The 15,898-nt window shown below is 66.1% G+C and carries 12 protein-coding genes; 4 read left to right on the top strand and 8 right to left on the bottom strand.

Going from position 1 to position 15,898, the window contains the following annotated elements; translation table 11 throughout:
- Nucleotides 1-41: 41 nt before the first annotated feature.
- Nucleotides 42-3,359 carry a DEAD/DEAH box helicase gene (locus V3B25_RS19590; RefSeq protein WP_329811417.1) on the bottom strand — a complete coding sequence of 1,106 codons (3,318 nt, stop codon included), beginning with the start codon at nucleotides 3,357-3,359 and terminating at the stop codon, nucleotides 42-44.
- 160 nt (nucleotides 3,360-3,519) lie between these two features.
- Between V3B25_RS19590 and V3B25_RS19595 the strand changes: the two genes are divergently transcribed.
- The gene (locus V3B25_RS19595; protein WP_012509993.1) at nucleotides 3,520-4,251 is read left to right on the top strand and encodes a CoA transferase subunit A; all 732 of its coding nucleotides are present in this window, start codon (nucleotides 3,520-3,522) and stop codon (nucleotides 4,249-4,251) included.
- 1 nt (nucleotide 4,252) lies between these two features.
- Entirely contained in the window at nucleotides 4,253-4,882 is a 630-nt protein-coding gene (locus V3B25_RS19600; protein WP_153856250.1) for a CoA transferase subunit B, read from the top strand.
- Here V3B25_RS19600 and V3B25_RS19605 read toward each other — a convergent pair.
- Nucleotides 4,879-7,704 (bottom strand): rhamnan synthesis F family protein, encoded by a 2,826-nt coding sequence (locus tag V3B25_RS19605; protein WP_329811418.1) that lies wholly within the window; start codon nucleotides 7,702-7,704, stop codon nucleotides 4,879-4,881. The genes V3B25_RS19600 and V3B25_RS19605 overlap by 4 nt on opposite strands.
- A 160-nt stretch (nucleotides 7,705-7,864) precedes the next feature.
- On the opposite strand from V3B25_RS19605, the gene V3B25_RS19610 reads away from it, so the two are divergent.
- The gene (locus tag V3B25_RS19610) at nucleotides 7,865-8,452 is read left to right on the top strand and encodes an alpha-ketoglutarate-dependent dioxygenase AlkB (protein WP_329811419.1); all 588 of its coding nucleotides are present in this window, start codon (nucleotides 7,865-7,867) and stop codon (nucleotides 8,450-8,452) included.
- 4 nt (nucleotides 8,453-8,456) lie between these two features.
- On the opposite strand, the gene V3B25_RS19615 is transcribed toward V3B25_RS19610, so the two are convergent.
- The 4 genes from V3B25_RS19615 to V3B25_RS19630 are packed head-to-tail and all read right to left on the bottom strand — an operon-like array spanning nucleotide 8,457 to nucleotide 11,975.
- On the bottom strand, nucleotides 8,457-9,098 hold the full coding sequence (locus V3B25_RS19615) for an ABC-type transport auxiliary lipoprotein family protein (RefSeq protein ID WP_329811420.1): 642 nt from the start codon (nucleotides 9,096-9,098) through the stop codon (nucleotides 8,457-8,459).
- On the bottom strand, nucleotides 9,095-10,021 hold the full coding sequence (locus V3B25_RS19620; RefSeq protein ID WP_014035909.1) for an MlaD family protein: 927 nt from the start codon (nucleotides 10,019-10,021) through the stop codon (nucleotides 9,095-9,097). The genes V3B25_RS19615 and V3B25_RS19620 overlap by 4 nt, the downstream gene beginning before the upstream one ends.
- Nucleotides 10,022-10,024: 3 nt before the next feature.
- Nucleotides 10,025-10,852: an ABC transporter ATP-binding protein gene (locus V3B25_RS19625; RefSeq protein ID WP_329811421.1), complete on the bottom strand. Its 828-nt coding sequence runs from the start codon at nucleotides 10,850-10,852 to the stop codon at nucleotides 10,025-10,027.
- A 1-nt stretch (nucleotide 10,853) separates the two neighbouring features.
- The gene (locus V3B25_RS19630; RefSeq protein ID WP_032127999.1) at nucleotides 10,854-11,975 is read right to left on the bottom strand and encodes an ABC transporter permease; all 1,122 of its coding nucleotides are present in this window, start codon (nucleotides 11,973-11,975) and stop codon (nucleotides 10,854-10,856) included.
- Nucleotides 11,976-12,067: 92 nt separating this feature from the next.
- On the opposite strand from V3B25_RS19630, the gene V3B25_RS19635 reads away from it, so the two are divergent.
- Complete coding sequence (locus V3B25_RS19635; protein ID WP_049398420.1) at nucleotides 12,068-13,327, top strand: threonine/serine exporter family protein; 1,260 nt, start codon at nucleotides 12,068-12,070, stop codon at nucleotides 13,325-13,327.
- A 116-nt stretch (nucleotides 13,328-13,443) separates the two neighbouring features.
- Here V3B25_RS19635 and V3B25_RS19640 read toward each other — a convergent pair whose 3' ends face one another.
- Nucleotides 13,444-13,827, bottom strand: coding sequence for an H-NS histone family protein (locus V3B25_RS19640; protein ID WP_329811422.1), 384 nt, complete (start codon nucleotides 13,825-13,827; stop codon nucleotides 13,444-13,446).
- A gap of 223 nt (nucleotides 13,828-14,050) precedes the next feature.
- Nucleotides 14,051-15,754, bottom strand: a complete 1,704-nt coding sequence (locus tag V3B25_RS19645; protein ID WP_329811423.1) for a proline--tRNA ligase — start codon at nucleotides 15,752-15,754, stop codon at nucleotides 14,051-14,053.
- Nucleotides 15,755-15,898: the final 144 nt, after the last annotated feature.

Raw genomic sequence — 15,898 nt, forward strand, 5'->3', positions numbered from 1 at the left:
ATCGTTTCCATCGGAGAACGCCACCTGACTGGCGCCACGGATCAGGCCTGCGGCGATCGTCGGCCTGGCCGGCGGGTGCGCTTGGCCGGCAGGCCCGGCAACGGCGCCAGCAGCGCCTGGACGTCTTCCTCACTGAAGCGTGGACCCGTGCTGCCGCCACCTTCCAGAATCGATTCCGCCAGAAGGGCCTTGCGTTCCTGCAGCTCGGCAATCCGTTCTTCGATGCTGCCTGCGGCGATCAGCCGGTAGACGAACACCGGCTGCTGCTGGCCGATGCGATGGGCGCGGTCACTGGCCTGGTTTTCGGCCGCCGGGTTCCACCAGGGATCGAAGTGGATGACGGTGTCTGCAGCAGTCAGGTTCAACCCGACGCCACCCGCCTTCAGGCTGATCAGGAACACGGGTACCTCGCCCTGCATGAAACGCTGCACCGGCGTGGCCCGGTCCTGGGTGTCGCCGGTCAGCGTCACATAGGCCAGCCCGAGCTCCTCCAGCGCCTGCGCGATCAGCGCCAGCATGCCGGTGAACTGCGAGAACACCAGGATCCGCCGGCCTTCCTCGACCATCGACGGCAGCATGTCGCGCAGCAGCTCCAGCTTGGCCGAGCCGGCATTGCGTGCAGGGGCGTCGCCCGGCAGCAGGCGCGGATCGCAGCAGACCTGGCGCAGCTTCAGCAAGGCATCCAGCACCACGATATGGCTGCGCGCCAGCCCGCTGCCGCTGATGGCTTCGCGCACCTGCTTTTCCATCGCGGCACGCACGGTTTCATAGAGATCACGCTGGCCACCCTCCATCTCCACCGCGCGGGTAATGAGGGTCTTGGGCGGAAGCTCTGACGCGACCTGATCCTTGCGCCGGCGCAGGATGAAGGGGCGCAGACGCTGCGCCAGCAACGTGGCGCGACGGTGATCGCTGCCGCGTTCGATCGGATGGCGCCAATGCTGGTTGAACTGTTTCTCGTTGCCGAGCAGGCCGGGCAGCAGGAAATCGAACTGCGTCCACAGTTCGCCCAGATGGTTTTCCAGCGGGGTACCGGTCAGGCACAGGCGATGGCGGGCCTGCAGCGTGCGCAGGGTGACGGCCGCACGCGATTTCGGATTCTTCACCTGCTGGGCTTCGTCGAGGATCAGCAGATGGTAGGCATGTGCCTGCAGCGCCTGCTCGTCGCGCCAAAGCAGTGGATACGTGGTCAGTACAAGATCGTGCTCGGGGATCGCCTCGAACAGCACCTCACGTGCCGGTCCGTGCAGGGTCAGTACGCGCAGGCCCGGGGTGAAGCGTGCCGCTTCGCTCTGCCAGTTGTGCAGCAGCGAGGTCGGCACCACCAGCAGCGCCGGCCGGTCCAGGCGGCCACTTTCCTTCTCGACCAGCAGATGCGCCAGTGTCTGCAGGGTCTTGCCCAGCCCCATGTCATCGGCCAGCACCCCGCCCAGCCCCTGCTGGCGCAGGTACTGCAGCCACGACAGGCCCTCCAGCTGGTAGGGACGCAGCGTTGCCACCAGCCCCGCCGGTGGCGGCACTTCGCCCAGTGCGGGTGCCTGCATCAGCCGCTGCACCAGCGCCTGGGTGTCCTTGCGGCCCCGGAACTGCAGGCGCGCCGTGTCCTGCAGTGCCTGCAGGCGGCCACGGTCAAGCGCTGACAAGCGCAGCGGCGCGCCACGCTGGGCGAACAGGTCCGCCAACAGGGCCATGATCGGCTTCAGTCGCGCGGCCCGCAGTGCCAGGCGGGTGTTGTCGCCTGCCATCAACAGGACGTTCTCGTCGTCGCCGATGGCGTCCAGCTGGCCACGCATCCAGCGGGGATCGGACTGCAGCACCTGCTGCAGCAGCGGAACCATCGATACGTTGCGGCCTTCCACCTGGATGTCCAGACCCAGGTTGAACCAGCCCGCATCCGTCGGGTCCGCCTGGATGTCCAGGTCGATCTCATCCACCCGGGTGATGCGATGGCGGAAATCGTCGTCCGTCTCCACCTTCCAGCCCAAGGCTTCCAGGCGCGGCACGTCATCCAGCAGGAACCGTGTCCAGTCATGGGTGCGCAGCTGGAACTGCGGGCCAGCGCCGTCCAATGGCGCCCGCGGGTCCGTGTCGCGATACAGTCCCACCGTGCGCAGCTGGGCCTCGCGCCGTGATTCCTCAGCCAGGTCACGGGGCAGCAGGGCGAGCTGGCCCTCCGGATCGAGTGCGAACAGGCTCGGATCATCCAGGAACCGCACGTGCTCGTCGTACTCGAAGGCCACGGTCGCGATATCGGCCCATTGCGACGGGTCGCGGCGGCCGAGCCACGCCGGCCGGAACTCAATCGTATGCAGGCGCAGCACGGGGATCATCGCGCTGATCTGCAGGGTGGGCAGTGTGTCGCTTGCACCGGGGCGCGGCAGGGCAGGGTCGATCTGTTGCAGCATCTGTGCGACCACCGCTTCTTCGTTGGGTAACAGATTGGGCAGGCTCAGGAAGGCGTCGGCGTCCTCGGCCCTGACATCCAGCAGCAGCGGACCGACCTCGCCGGTGACCGGGTCCAGATAGCACGCACTCCGGCCCAGGACCACGCCTCTGGCGCCGCCTTCCACGCTCAACGTGGGTTCCAGCAGCGTCGCGCCCTGCGTCATGCCAACGGTCCAGCCCAGTTCGCCGCGGCGTGGAGCTCCTGACCGGGCCGGCACGTCGCCGTGCGTACCGCAGGAGACCCAGCCATGGCCGCTGGAGACGATCAACTGCAGGGTGGCCGCGAAGTCGATCCATTCGTCCTTCGTCGCGGGCTGCCGCTGGGTGCGTAGCTGGATCATCACCGCCAGATCAGTCGGCGTGAGATAGGCCGGAGGATCCAGCAGCAGGTCCGCGGTGATATCCATCCACTTGCCCGTACTGATCGCACCATCGGTCCCGTACTTGACGCGCCGGACCAGCACGGCGGGGTGGTGGTTGTAGGTGGACAGTTCGAAGATGACACCGTTCCGGCGTGGCTGGGCCGGCCGGATCCGCGCGCTCTGCCAACGCGAAAGCTCTGCCAGCAGTTCAGGACGCGGCGGTTGTGTCAGGTCCTGTTCGGTCAGGGGGCTCTCGTCGTCCATGGCAAGCGAATCCAGCATGTACGAGACCAGCACCGCCGCCACATGCTTGCAGGTGCGGCCGACGGGGCAGGAACAGGCACTCTGCAGTCGGCTGCGCGCGGTACGCGTACTGGCCGTCAGATCGATCTCCACGTAGTAGGGATGCCTGGCCGAACCCTGTACCTCGGCCGTCAGCAGGCCATCGCGAAGTTGCCGGTTGCGCACGCCACCCAGGCACTGCTCGCTTTTCTGCAGTGTCCATTCGTCGATCCAGCGGAACAGGTCTTCGTCTGTGAAGGTCGGCGTCATCGTAGATCGAGGGGCGTAGGCGCTGAAGCACCCTTCTGCGTGGAATCGCCCATTCTACCCAATGCCCGCCTGGTGCTCCGTCAATGCTGCGGCGCATTCAGGCCCTTCGCCGCCCTCCAGCTAGAATGCGGTCATCCTCAACGTGCAGGGTAGTACAGCAATGCAGCAATCGACTTCCACCGGCAAGCGCGGCAAGCGCTTCGCCAGTGCGGCGGAGGCCCTGCAAGGGGTGGTCGCCGATGGCCAGACGCTGGCCGTGGGCGGCTTCGGCCTGTGTGGCATTCCCGAGGCGCTGATCGCCGCGCTGCGCGACAGTGGCGCCAAGGGCCTGACCGTGATCTCCAACAATGCCGGCGTCGATGGTTTCGGCCTGGGCCAGCTGCTGGAAACCCGGCAGATCAAGAAGATGATTTCGTCCTACGTGGGCGAGAACAAGGAATTCGAGCGCCAGTTCCTGGCCGGCGAGCTGGAGCTGGAATTCAATCCGCAGGGCACCCTGGCCGAGCGCCTGCGTGCCGGCGGCGCGGGCATCCCGGCGTTCTTCACTGCCACTGGCTACGGCACGGTGGTGGCTGAAGGCAAGGAAACCCGCGAGTTCGACGGCAAGCACTACGTGATGGAGACCGCGCTGCGTGCCGATGTCGCGCTGGTCAAGGCGTGGAAGGCCGACGAAGCAGGCAACCTGGTGTTCCGCAAGACCGCGCGCAATTTCAACCCGGCCTGCGCGATGGCCGGCAAGGTCTGCATCGTGGAAGTGGAGGAGGTCGTGCCGGTTGGCGCCATCGATCCGGACCAGGTGCACCTGCCGGGTATCTACGTGCACCGCATCGTGCACAACCCGCATCCTGAAAAGCGTATCGAACAGCGCACCATCCGCGCGGAGGGCAACTGACATGGCGTGGACCCGCGATGAGATGGCGGCACGCGCCGCCCGCGAACTGACCGATGGTGCCTACGTGAACCTGGGCATCGGCCTACCGACTCTGGTCGCCAACCATATTCCCGAAGGCGTGGATGTGTGGCTGCAGTCGGAGAACGGCCTGCTCGGTATCGGCCCGTTCCCGACCGACGCCGAAGTGGACGCCGACCTGATCAACGCCGGCAAGCAGACCGTCACCGCACGTGCCGGTGCCAGCTACTTCGGCAGCCACGACAGCTTCGCGATGATCCGCGGCGGCCACGTCAACCTGGCCATCCTCGGCGCCATGCAGGTCACCCACAAGGGCGACCTCGCCAACTGGATGGTCCCCGGCAAGATGGTCAAGGGCATGGGCGGCGCGATGGACCTGGTGGCCGGCGTGCAGCGCGTGGTGGTGCTGATGGAGCACACCGCCAAGAACGGCGAGCACAAGATCCTGACCGAATGCACGCTGCCGCTGACCGGTGTGGGCGTGGTCGACCGCATCATCACCGATCTGGCCGTGTTCGACGTCACCGACAAGGGCCTGTTGCTGGTGGAAGCGGCGCCGGGCGTCAGCGATGACGAGTTGAAGGAAAAGACGGGCGTGGCCTTTCAGCGCTAGTCCTGAGGGCTCGCGCTGACTGTACCGCGTCCGGTGAACGCGTCTTCGGTGGCGAGTTGGGCAAGTACAAGGTCGGCATTCCATCGCCCACTGCCCAGACATTGGAGTGGAACCTGGACGCCCTCGGCGTCCAGGTTCAGCTCGGCGATGTCCTCATGGAGCGTATGGCAGGTTTCTTCGATGAAGGTCAGCGTCCCGGTATGGACCTCGGCGAGGATCTCCAGGGCAGCCGTTGGAAGTTCAACGGAACCGAAGCGGGGCGTATTCAGGCCCTCGCTGCTTTCAGTGAAGCCGTTGAACTGGCCGTGCGGAGCTGCCAGCAGTGACTCCAGCAGCAGGTCGTTGGCAAGGATGGGGGAGTCTGCTTCGTTGCCGCCATTGCGGCCGTCGAAGTACCGTGCCTCGGCCCAGCCCTGCGATGCCAGTGCGCTGGCGCCTGCGCGCAGGGCCATGTAGCAGCCGCCCAGTGGTGTGCCGAGCAGGCGCGCGAGGTTGCGCTGGATGCTGCCGGCGTAGCCCACGTCGATCACCATTGGCGTCGATGAGCCGACGGTACGGGCCCAGTACGCCTGATAGACCTTGCGATGGCGGGCAGCCAGCGACAGAAGTGCATCCCTGACCGGGTGCAGCCAACGCTGTACCTCGTCGGCCATTTCCGGCAGAAAGACGTCGCGCTCCATCAGCGCCGGCTGCAATGCCGCCACCCGTGCCACGGCATCTTCGCCGAGTCGTGCCTGCAGCAGGCCGCGCAGCGACCCGTTGAACGTACCCTGCATGAGCAGTGCAAGATCTGAGGCATCGAGCTGTGCGGGCAGCAGCGTCGCCCGACGCGACGCCAGAAAATAGGTGCTCTTGATCCTGGCGGCGAACGGGTGTGCGGCCTGCAGCCGGGTGAATGCCTGCTCCAGCAGATAGCCTTCGCGGCTCAGGAACAGCAGGTGGTCCACCTCGCGGCGGCGAGCTACGTCGATGATATGCAGCAGGAAGTCCAGGACCAACGGGCCGAGTACCGTATAGCCCAGCGTATGTGCATCGAGCTGGGGACGACCGAGCAGCCGCTGCGGAGAGGTGTCGGCGATCGCAGCGAAGCTGTTTGCCAGCAGGCCGCGCCAAAGCTGCTCAGACCATGGTGCCTGGGTGCCCTGGGGATGGCGGAGCGGGCGAAGGCCCGGTACGACGTCCAGCAGGGTGGCCGGCCGCAGCACGTGCACGGGCGTAAGCAGGCCGCCCAGCTGCGGCATCTGGATGTCGGCGTGTTCGTTGTCACCCACATGTAGCCAGCGGCCATCTTCGCGCCCTTCCTGACGCGCCAGCTGCTTCCAACTGTCGGCAGAGTCCTTGCGCAGGCCGGTCTCGCAGGAAATCCACCACCGCGAGATGAGCTGCTGCACTCGATCGGGCAGGACCTGCCGCATGTCGTCGCTGGATAGATACATGTCGGAGAACGCCGTCAGCGAAGTCAGCTTTGCATCTACAAGCGCTGTCAGCAGACCTTGCCGCGGCCGGAGTATCGCGCACTCATGCATTCGCTCGGCATTGGCAAGCATGCTCGCATCCACGCCAGGCAACGCGAGGCGCCCGGCAAGCTCGATGTGGATCTCGGAGAGGGAGGGGTCCCGCTGCAAGATTTCACGCAGGCAGCTTTCCGCATCGGCGCGATGCCGGGAGAAATCGCATATGCCCCATTGCCGCTCCAGTCGCCAAGCGAGATGCTCGCGGGCCGCGGCGGGTGTCAGGAACACGCGGGTGACCAGCGTATCGAAAATATCGACCGTGACCATGCGTGCGTCCAGCGCGGCTAGCGTCAAACGGTCAGACAGGCCGGTTTGAAGTGCCTCGCCGACATTACGTTCACCTTCGGCAGCAAGTGCCAGGCGACCATCGGGTGGCAGGATGCCCAAGCGGAAACCCTGGTGGCGGGCGATGACGCCAAACAGGCGCTCGACGGCGTGCTGCAGCGTTCCATCCACCTGGCCCTGTTCCACGGGGAAGGCATCCAGTGGAAGGTTCAGATCGTACAGCGGTCGCAGGGCATCGACTCGCGCCCAGAACATCGAGCCGGCGGGGAAGTCTATGTAACGCTGCGCATCCAGGGCGATTCCAAGCTTCTGCGCGAGTGCGTCGCACGCGGGGCCATTGCTCAGCCAAGTGTGCGCCCAGAGTGGAACACCGTCGTAACTTTCAGGATAGACCAGGCCCAGCTGTGGGTCGGCCTGGAAGGTGCCCAAGATCCAAGCGATGCGTTCACGCGAGCCCAAAAGGCTGTCTAACAGGTAGTGGCGCCACGTCTGCTGTTCGCTACCGGTATAGAGCGATTTCTTGGTGTGAATGTGGCACACCAGATCCAGCGCCTTGATCTCTTCGCGGAACGTTACTAATAGTGGAGCGATGTCGCGACCACGATTCTGGACTTGGCGGACAAGGAGGGTCTGGACGTTCGGAAGGCGCCCGAATGCCTCACGTGCCTGCGCTTCGGCTGCAGCGTCCATCACCGAGACCAGCAAGGTAAAGCGCAGTGGCATACGCGAGAGCGTGGTGGCGAACTCGTTGATCAGGTCTGGATAGAACACGTGCGCCATCACGCCCACACTCAACCGCAGCTGTTCCAGGGGGATCGGCACAGGCAGCGCAGGCGTATCGAAGGGTTCGCTGGCGCGGGTGCGGACGACGCTGGCCGAGCGCAGGCGCGCAATGAAACCGCGCACGCCCATTGCATGAACTACCTTCAGTGCGCGGAGCAGCACCGATCCCAGTCCAGCCATGCCACCGCCGTGGCGCTGCACCGACCGTCGCGCGGTGGCGAGATAGCGCCCCAGGCTCATGACTGGCCTCTGCGGGGCTGTGGAAGAGGCGGCAGGGGGGAGGGGCACGGCATCAGGTGCATTGGGCAGTGGCGCTGAAATGTCCCGTCATTCTCCGGTTTGCGCCTGTATCGAGCAAATCAGGCATGCTCGCTGTTGCTCCTGTCCAGTACCCGGCCCAATGCTGTTTCCTCCTGATCTGCCTGACGCTGATGTCCGTCATCTATCGGGCTGGCTGCCCGCTGGCAAGGCCGCTGCATTGCTGCTGACCCTGCAGGCCGAAGTCCCCTGGGAAGTCCACCGCATCCGCATGTTCGGCAACTGGGTGGATTCGCCGCGGCTGAGCTGCTGGATCGGCGATCCGCAGGCGCGCTACCGCTATTCCGGGGCTGAATTCGTGCCGCACTTCTGGCCACCCGCGTTGCAGGCCATGCGTGATCGCCTGCAGGTGGAGGGCCTCGGCCGCTTCAACAGCGTGTTGCTGAACCGCTATCGCGGCGGCGGTGATTACATGGGCTGGCACAGCGATGACGAGCCGGAGCTGGGGCCGGCCCCGGTGATTGCTTCGCTGAGCCTGGGCGCGGCGCGGCGCTTCCTGCTACGCCGGCGCGATGACCCGGCGCGGAAGGCCGAGTATCTGCTCGGCCACGGCGATCTGCTGGTGATGGCCGGTCAGACCCAAAAGTTCTATCAGCACGCGCTGCCGAAGATGGCGCAGGTGCAGGGCGAGCGGATCAACCTGACGTTCCGCTGGATCACGCCGCGCTGATCGATCAGCGCGCGACGGTCGGCTGGTCGGCCTGCCCGCTGGTCAGCGTCCAGCCGACCACGTCCTGCGCCAGCTGCTGCAGGCCACGTTCGAAGGCGGCGGTGACGGCAGGAACATCGGTGCTGCCGACCGGCTGCGCCTGGCGGAAGGTGCGGTCGGCGACCACGCGCTGGTCGGCGACGTGGATCAGCTTGGCGTTGACCTCGATCACCACCGTCGGCGTGGCCTGTCCCTGGTAATCCGATTCGAAGCGGCGCACGTCGGTGGACAGCTTGTAATCGGCGCGGATGCCGGCGGTGCTGCGGGCCACGCCGCGGATGCGGCCGGAATCCTCGAAGCCGCGCAGCAGCGTGTCCTCGATCATGTCGGTAGCCGGCTGCGCCCAGCTGGCGCCCTTGTAGATCTCCAACTGCGACGGCGTCGGCCGCACGTTGATGCGCGGACTGTCGACCATGCGCGCGGCGCTGGGCTTGGCCAGTACCAGCTGCCAGCTGGCCTGTGGCCACGCCGGGTCCGCCTTGACCTGCACGGACGGCGAGTACAGCGTCACTGCGGTTTTCTCGCTGCTGCCAAGGATGGAGCAGCCGCCCAGCAGGGTGACCATCGAAGCGGCCAGCAGCAGGCGCGGAAGGGGGGTCGGGCTCATTTGGGTTCGAACTCCTTCGGTGCATCGCGGCCCAGCAGGTAGCGCGCGGGGTTGTTCTCGAGGCGGTCGCTGACCCGGCGCAGGTCGCGGATCAGGCCGCGCAGTTCGGTCAGCGTCGGGCCGAGCTGGCCGAGACCATCGTTGGCGAAGCTGTTGATGGCAGCGCGGTTCTCGCCAAGGATCGAATCGGCGTTGCCTGCGGCCGAATCAAGCTTGGCCAGAGTGCCGTCGAGCTTGTCGATGATGCCCGGCAGCTGCTGCACCAGGTTCTTGTCCAGGCGCTCGATGGTGCCGTTGGTGGTCTTCAGCGTGGTGTCCAGGCTGCGGGCGGCGTCGCGCGCGCTGAGCAGCAGCGCCTGCGTGCCCTGGTCACGGTCGGCCAGACCACCGCTGATGGTTTCCAGGTTGGCCAGTGTCGCGTTGATCGAAGCCACGTTGCGGTCGCTGAGAATCTGGTCCATGCGCTCGACGATGCGGTTGGCGACGTCGGTGATGTTCTGCAGCGCCGACGGCGTGGTCGGGATGATCGGCGCCGGGTCCTTGTTGACCGTGGTCAGCGCCGGCGACTGCGGCGTGCCACCGCTGAGCTGGATGATCGACGGGCCGGTCAGGCTGGTGATCGCCAGCTTGGCGCGGGTATCGGTCTTGACCGGCGTGTTGGAGTTCAGGCGGATGCGCGCGACCACCTGGCGCGGGTCGTCCGGTACCAGGTTCAGTTCGGTGATCGAGCCCACCGCGATGCCGTTGTACTGCACCGGGCTGCCCACCGACAGCCCGGTCACCGCTTCGCGGAACACCACGCGGTATTCCTGCCAGGTGCGGTCGGAAGAGTACTTGGCGGCCCACAGGCCGAAGGCCAGCAGGGCCAGGCCGGTGATCAGGGTGAACGCGCCGATCAGCACGTAGTTGGCTTTGGTTTCCATGGCTCAGGCACTCTCGATCTGTTCGCCACGCGCGGCGCGCGCGCGGGGTCCGTGGAAGTATTCCTGGATCCACGGATGATCCAGTTTCTCGATGTCAGGCAAGGGTGCGTTGGCCACCACCCTGCGGTCGGCGATCACCGCGACCCGGTCGCAGATCGCGTACAGCGTGTCCAGGTCGTGGGTGATCAGGAACACGGTCAGTCCCAGCGCTTCCTGCAGGGTCTTGATCAGGCGGTCGAATGCGGCCGCGCCGATCGGGTCGAGGCCTGCGGTCGGTTCGTCCAGGAACAGCAGCGGCGGGTCCAGCGCCAATGCACGGGCCAGGCCGGCGCGCTTGCGCATGCCACCGGACAACTGCGAGGGCAGCTTGTTGATCGCATCGGCGGGCAGGCCGGCCAGCTTCACTTTCAGCAGCGCCAGTTCGTAGTGCCAGCGCTCGGGCAATTCGCGGTGGTGTTCCTTCAAGGGCACCTGCACGTTCTCGCCCACGGTCAGCGAGGAGAACAGGGCGCCGTCCTGGAACAGCACGCCGGTGTTGCGCTCGATGTGCAGGCGGCTCTCGGCATCGTCGGCACGCGCATCGCGGCCGAGCACTTCGATCTGCCCGGCATCGGGCACGCGCAGGCCGAGGATCGAACGCATCAGCACCGATTTGCCGGTACCGGAGCCACCGACCACGCCCAGGATCTCGCCGCGGCGCACGTCCAGGTCCAGGTCCTCATGCACAGTCTGGCTGCCGAAACGGTTGACCAGACCACGCACGCGGATGGCCAGCTCGTGGCCGTCGTCGTCCTGCATGGGAATTTCTTCGGGCGTCGGATGTGTGCTCATGTCACCAGTCCATGTGCATGAACCACAACGCCGCGAAGGCGTCGATGATGATCACCAGCGAGATGGTCTGCACCACGCTGGAGGTGGTGCGTTCGCCGACCGACTGCGCCGTGCCTTCGACCTTCAGTCCTTCCAGGCAGCCGATCAGGCCGATCACCAGCGCGAACACCGGCGCCTTCGACAGGCCGACCAGCATGTGCCGCACTTCCATCGTCTCGTGCATGCGCGCGATGTACATCTGCGGCGGAATATCCAGATCGAACGCACCCACCGTGATGCCGCCGGCCAGGCCGGCGACCATCGCGATGAAGGTCAGCAGGGGCAGGGTGACCAGCAGCGCCAGCAGTCGTGGCAGCACCAGCAGGTCGATCGGGTCCAGGCCCAGGGTGCGCATCGCATCGATTTCCTCGCGCGCCTTCATCGCACCGATCTGCGCGGTGAAGGCGCTGGCGGTGCGGCCGGCCAGCACGATCGCGGTCAGCAGTACCGCGAATTCGCGCAGGAAGGCGATGTTGACCAGTTCGACCACATAGATCTCGGCGCCGAAGTCGCGCAGGATGGTCGAGCCGAGGAAGGCGATCACCGCGCCAACCAGGTAGGACAGCAGTGCCACCAGCGGTACCGCATCCAGCCCGACCTGCTCCATCTGGTGCACGGTGGCGGTCAGGCGGAAACGGCGGGGTTCCTTGACCAGGCGCGCGGCCTTGACCAGGTTCTCGCCGAGGAAACTGCACAGCGCCTTGATGTTGTGGCCGGTGGCATGGACGCTGACACCCAGCCGTTCCAGTGCCGCCAGCACGCCGAAGTCGCGCTTGGGCTTGGGCCGGTCGTCGGCCACTTCCTCGATGGTGCACACCAGCGCCTGATGGTCCGGGCGGAACTTCAGTGCGTCTTCGCCGAGGTCGGCACGGTGGGCTACGCGCAGCACCTGCAGCACGCCGGCCGAATCCATCTTCTCGATGGCGGTGGCATCGATGCCGGTCAGCGTGTCGGGAACGCCGCGCAGCACTTCGGCCGCGGCCAGCGCGGTCTTCAAGGTCCAGGTGCCGGACAGGCGGATCACGCCCGGGTCATGGGCATCCTGTTCGAGCTGGGGGGCGTGGTTCGGGGTCACTTGGGCCATTCGGGTCGCAGCATAACCGTTCTGTATTGGGCATCGCGTCGAACTCGGATGAATTTCTCCGGTAAGGCCCAGCCTAGGTAATACTACGGCGCATGTCCGCAGACGCTCACACGATCCCCACGCCCCAGGCCACCTACGCGCAGCGCGTGGCCTTCGTTTCCGAGATCGCCGGACGCCTGCACAGCTACGGCACAACGGCCCAGCGCCTGGAAACGGCAGTGGTGGCACTGGCCCGCCAGCTCGATCTGGATTGTGAACCGTGGTCGAATCCCACCGGTATCATCCTCAGCTTCAGCGACCCTGCGCAGGCGATCGGCTCCAGTGACATCACCCGCGTGATCCGTCTGGCCCCCGGCGAGAACGACCTGCACAAGCTCAGCGTGGCCGATCATATCGCCGAGGAAGTGGCCAACGGGCGGATGAGCATCGCCCAGGGCCACACCGCGCTGCGCCAGCTGGACAAGGATCCGGGCCGGCGCGGCAAGCTGCGCACCATCCTTTCGTTCACCCTCGGCGCGGCCGGTGTGGCCGGCATGTGGAAGCTGCCGTGGCTGGACATTGCCACCGCCGGTGTCATCGGCCTGATGATCGGCCTGCTCGGCATGGTCACCGACCGTCGCCCGGCCACCCGCGAAGCCGCCGAGGCACTGGCCGCGCTGCTGGCCGGCCTGGTCGCCACCCTGGTGGCGTCCTTCATCGGCGCGCTCAACCTCAACACGGTGATCATCGCCTCGCTGGTGGTGCTGCTGCCCGGCATGTCGCTGACCAATGCGGTCAATGAACTGGCCAGCCAGCACTGGGTGTCGGGTACCGCGCGCTTTGCCGGCGCGCTGACCACCATCATGAAGCTCAGCGTCGGCGCGATGATCGCGGTGACCCTGGCCGACGTGCTCGGGCTCGATCCGGTGATCCGCGCCACGCGGCCGCAGGGGCCGTGGGTGGAGTGGGGCTCACTGCTGACCGCGGCGTTTGCCTTCGCGATGCTGTTCAAGGCCAACCGCCGCGATTATCCGTGGGTGATCGCGGCCTCGGTCGCTGGTTATGCGATCTCCAAGTTCGGTGGCCACGCCTGGGGAGCGCCGGCTGGCATCTTCCTGTCGGCGATGCTGCTGACCGCCGGTGGCAATCTGTTCGGCCGCCTCGTCGGCCGCCCGGGCGCAATCATCCGCCTGCCCGGCATCATCATGATGGTGCCCGGCAGCACCAGCCTGCGCGGCGTGCTGACCCTGGTCCAGCAGCAGGACGTGGGCGCCGGCCAGAGCGTGTTCCTCACCGTGCTCAACGTGGTGATGGCGCTGGTCGCTGGCCTGCTGTTCGGCAACCTGCTGATGCCGGCCCGCAAAACCCTGTAATCGCCCTCTGGGCTGCTTCCTGTGGGTGTGGACCGTTGGTCCACACACCTTTCCTTTCCGGGGAATGAAAAAACGCCGGCTTTCGCCGGCGTTTTTCATTGCATCCCGATCCGGCCTCAGGCCTTCTTGATCAGGAAATCTTCCGGCTTCTTGTTGCCCTTGGCGGTCAGCTCGGCCATCCAGCGCGGCTGCTTGCCACGGCCGGTCCAGGTTTCCTTCGGATTGGCCGGGTTGCGGTACTTCGGCGCAACCTTGCCCAGCTTGCGGCCAGCGGTCTTCGACGGTGCCTTGGCAACCTTGGCCACCTTGCGCGCGCGCGGGGCCGGGGCGTCGCTGAACAGTTCCTCGATGGTGTAACCCTCGGTCTTGGCCAGCTTGGTCAGCTGTGCCCGGACCTTGGTGATCGGCCGGCGCTTGGCGACGATGGTCTGCTGTTTCTTGGCGGTGCGGATCAGGGCGCCCAGCTCGCGTGCCGACAGGCCGGTCAGGTCAATGCTCATTTACGGTTACTCCGGAAACTAATAAGTGGACGGGACGAGCCAGTCCCTGGCGTCGCGGGACAGAATAAAGATGAATTAATCGCAGCACAAATGCAGACCGGTCATGGCCTGGCAGCATCCCGGCTGCATTGCGTCGATTTTGACCGGATTATGTCCGCTGCAATATTGCTCAAATGGGCGTCAGGCAAAAAAAAGACCGGGGCATGCCCCGGTCTTTTCCTGATCAACCCTGCAGGCGCTGCAGCAGGGTGGCCTTGTCCAGGCTTTCCGCTTCGCTGGCGCGGCGCGAACGGTACTCGTAGGTGCCGGCGGCCAGGCCACGTTCGCTGACAACCACGCGGTGCGGGATGCCGATCAGTTCCATGTCGGCGAACATCGCGCCCGGGCGCAGGCCACGGTCGTCGAGTGCCGCGTCCAGGCCCGCATCGCGCAGCTCCTGCAGCAGGTTGGCCGCGGCGTCGGCCACGGCGGCGTCGCCCTTCGGATTGATCACGCACACCACCACCTGCCACGGCGCCATCGCGTCCGGCCAGATGATGCCGGCATCGTCATGGTTCTGTTCGATCGCGGCAGCCACCACGCGCGAGATACCGATGCCATAGCAGCCCATCGCCATCACCGCCGCCTTGCCGTTCTCGTCCAGAACGGTGGCATCCAGCGCTTCGGCGTACTTGCGGCCGAGCTGGAACACGTGGCCGACTTCGATGCCACGGGCGATCTTCAGTTCACCACCGTCCAGCGCACGGTCACCGGCACGCACGTTGCGGATGTCGGCCACTTCCGGTTCCGGCAGGTCGCGGCCCCAGTTGACGCCAGCCAGGTGGAAACCGGCTTCGTTGGCGCCGACGACGAAGTCGGACATCGCCGCCACTTCGCGATCGGCCACCACGCGGATGGCCTTGGCCGGGGCGACCGGGCCGAGGAAGCCCGGCACGCTGCCCAGGTGCTCGGCGATTTCCGCCTCACTGGCGAAGCGCTGTTCGTCCAGGCCGGCAACCTTGGCCAGCTTGATCTCGTTGACCTCATGGTCGCCGCGTACCAGCAGCAGCACGAACTGCTGTGCCTTGCCTTCGCCGGCGATCAGCGCCACCGATTTCACCGTGCGCTGCAGGTCGATGCCGAGCAGCGCCGCGACATCCTCGCAGGTCTTCTGGGTGGGGGTATCGACCTTGCGCATGGCTTCGCTGGCGGCCGCACGCGGTGCCGGATCGGCAGCGATCGCCGCTTCCATGTTGGCCGCGTAGTCCGAACCGGTGGAGAACACCAGCGCGTCTTCGCCGGAATCGGCGATGACGTGGAATTCCTGCGACGCATCACCGCCGATCGCGCCGGAGTCGGCCTGCACCATGCGGAAGTCCAGGCCGAGGCGGGTGAAGATGCGGCTGTAGGCCGACTTCATGTTCTCGTACTCGCGTACCAGGCACTCATCGTGCAGGTGGAACGAATAGGCGTCCTTCATCAGGAACTCGCGCGAACGCATCACGCCGAAGCGCGGACGGATCTCGTCGCGGAACTTGGTCTGCACCTGGTAGAAGTTCACCGGCAGCTGCTTGTAGCTGGACAGCTCGCTGCGCGCGAAGTCGCAGGCGGCTTCTTCGGCGGTCGGGCTGTAGCAGAACACCTGGTCCTTGCGGTCCTTGATCTTCAGCAGCTGCGGGCCGAACTTCTGCCAGCGCCCGGTCTGCTCCCACAGTTCCTTCGGCTGGATGGTCGGGATCTGGAATTCCACGGCACCGGCACGATCCATTTCCTCGCGCACGATGCGCTCGACCTTGCGCAGCACGCGCAGGCCCAGCGGCGACCAGGTGTACAGGCCCGATGCCAGCTTGCGGATCATGCCCGCGCGCAGCATCAGCCGGTGGCTGGTCAGCTCGGCGTCGCTGGGGGTTTCCTTGGAGGTGTGCAGGTGGAACTGGGAGAGGCGCATCGTCGGCTTCGGATAACGGCAGAGACGCCTATTCTGCCAGCCCGGCCGGGGGGAGGGGTATCGGCAGGGCTGCGCCCTGCACCCCCCTCAAGCAACGTCAACTGCAACTGCAACAGCGGGCTTCCCGTGGGATGGCGGGGGGGG

Source organism: Stenotrophomonas sp. SMYL8 (genome assembly GCF_036320065.1).
In the GTDB taxonomy this organism is placed as follows: Bacteria; Pseudomonadota; Gammaproteobacteria; order Xanthomonadales; family Xanthomonadaceae; genus Stenotrophomonas; species Stenotrophomonas maltophilia_A.

Coding starts and splice junctions, on each gene's coding strand:
- V3B25_RS19590 (WP_329811417.1), bottom strand. CDS start 3,359: ATGACGCCGACCTTCACAGACGAAGACCTGTTCCGCTGGATCGACGAA.
- V3B25_RS19595 (WP_012509993.1), top strand. CDS start 3,520: ATGCAGCAATCGACTTCCACCGGCAAGCGCGGCAAGCGCTTCGCCAGT.
- V3B25_RS19600 (WP_153856250.1), top strand. CDS start 4,253: ATGGCGTGGACCCGCGATGAGATGGCGGCACGCGCCGCCCGCGAACTG.
- V3B25_RS19605 (WP_329811418.1), bottom strand. CDS start 7,704: ATGAGCCTGGGGCGCTATCTCGCCACCGCGCGACGGTCGGTGCAGCGC.
- V3B25_RS19610 (WP_329811419.1), top strand. CDS start 7,865: ATGCTGTTTCCTCCTGATCTGCCTGACGCTGATGTCCGTCATCTATCG.
- V3B25_RS19615 (WP_329811420.1), bottom strand. CDS start 9,098: ATGAGCCCGACCCCCCTTCCGCGCCTGCTGCTGGCCGCTTCGATGGTC.
- V3B25_RS19620 (WP_014035909.1), bottom strand. CDS start 10,021: ATGGAAACCAAAGCCAACTACGTGCTGATCGGCGCGTTCACCCTGATC.
- V3B25_RS19625 (WP_329811421.1), bottom strand. CDS start 10,852: ATGAGCACACATCCGACGCCCGAAGAAATTCCCATGCAGGACGACGAC.
- V3B25_RS19630 (WP_032127999.1), bottom strand. CDS start 11,975: ATGGCCCAAGTGACCCCGAACCACGCCCCCCAGCTCGAACAGGATGCC.
- V3B25_RS19635 (WP_049398420.1), top strand. CDS start 12,068: ATGTCCGCAGACGCTCACACGATCCCCACGCCCCAGGCCACCTACGCG.
- V3B25_RS19640 (WP_329811422.1), bottom strand. CDS start 13,827: ATGAGCATTGACCTGACCGGCCTGTCGGCACGCGAGCTGGGCGCCCTG.
- V3B25_RS19645 (WP_329811423.1), bottom strand. CDS start 15,754: ATGCGCCTCTCCCAGTTCCACCTGCACACCTCCAAGGAAACCCCCAGC.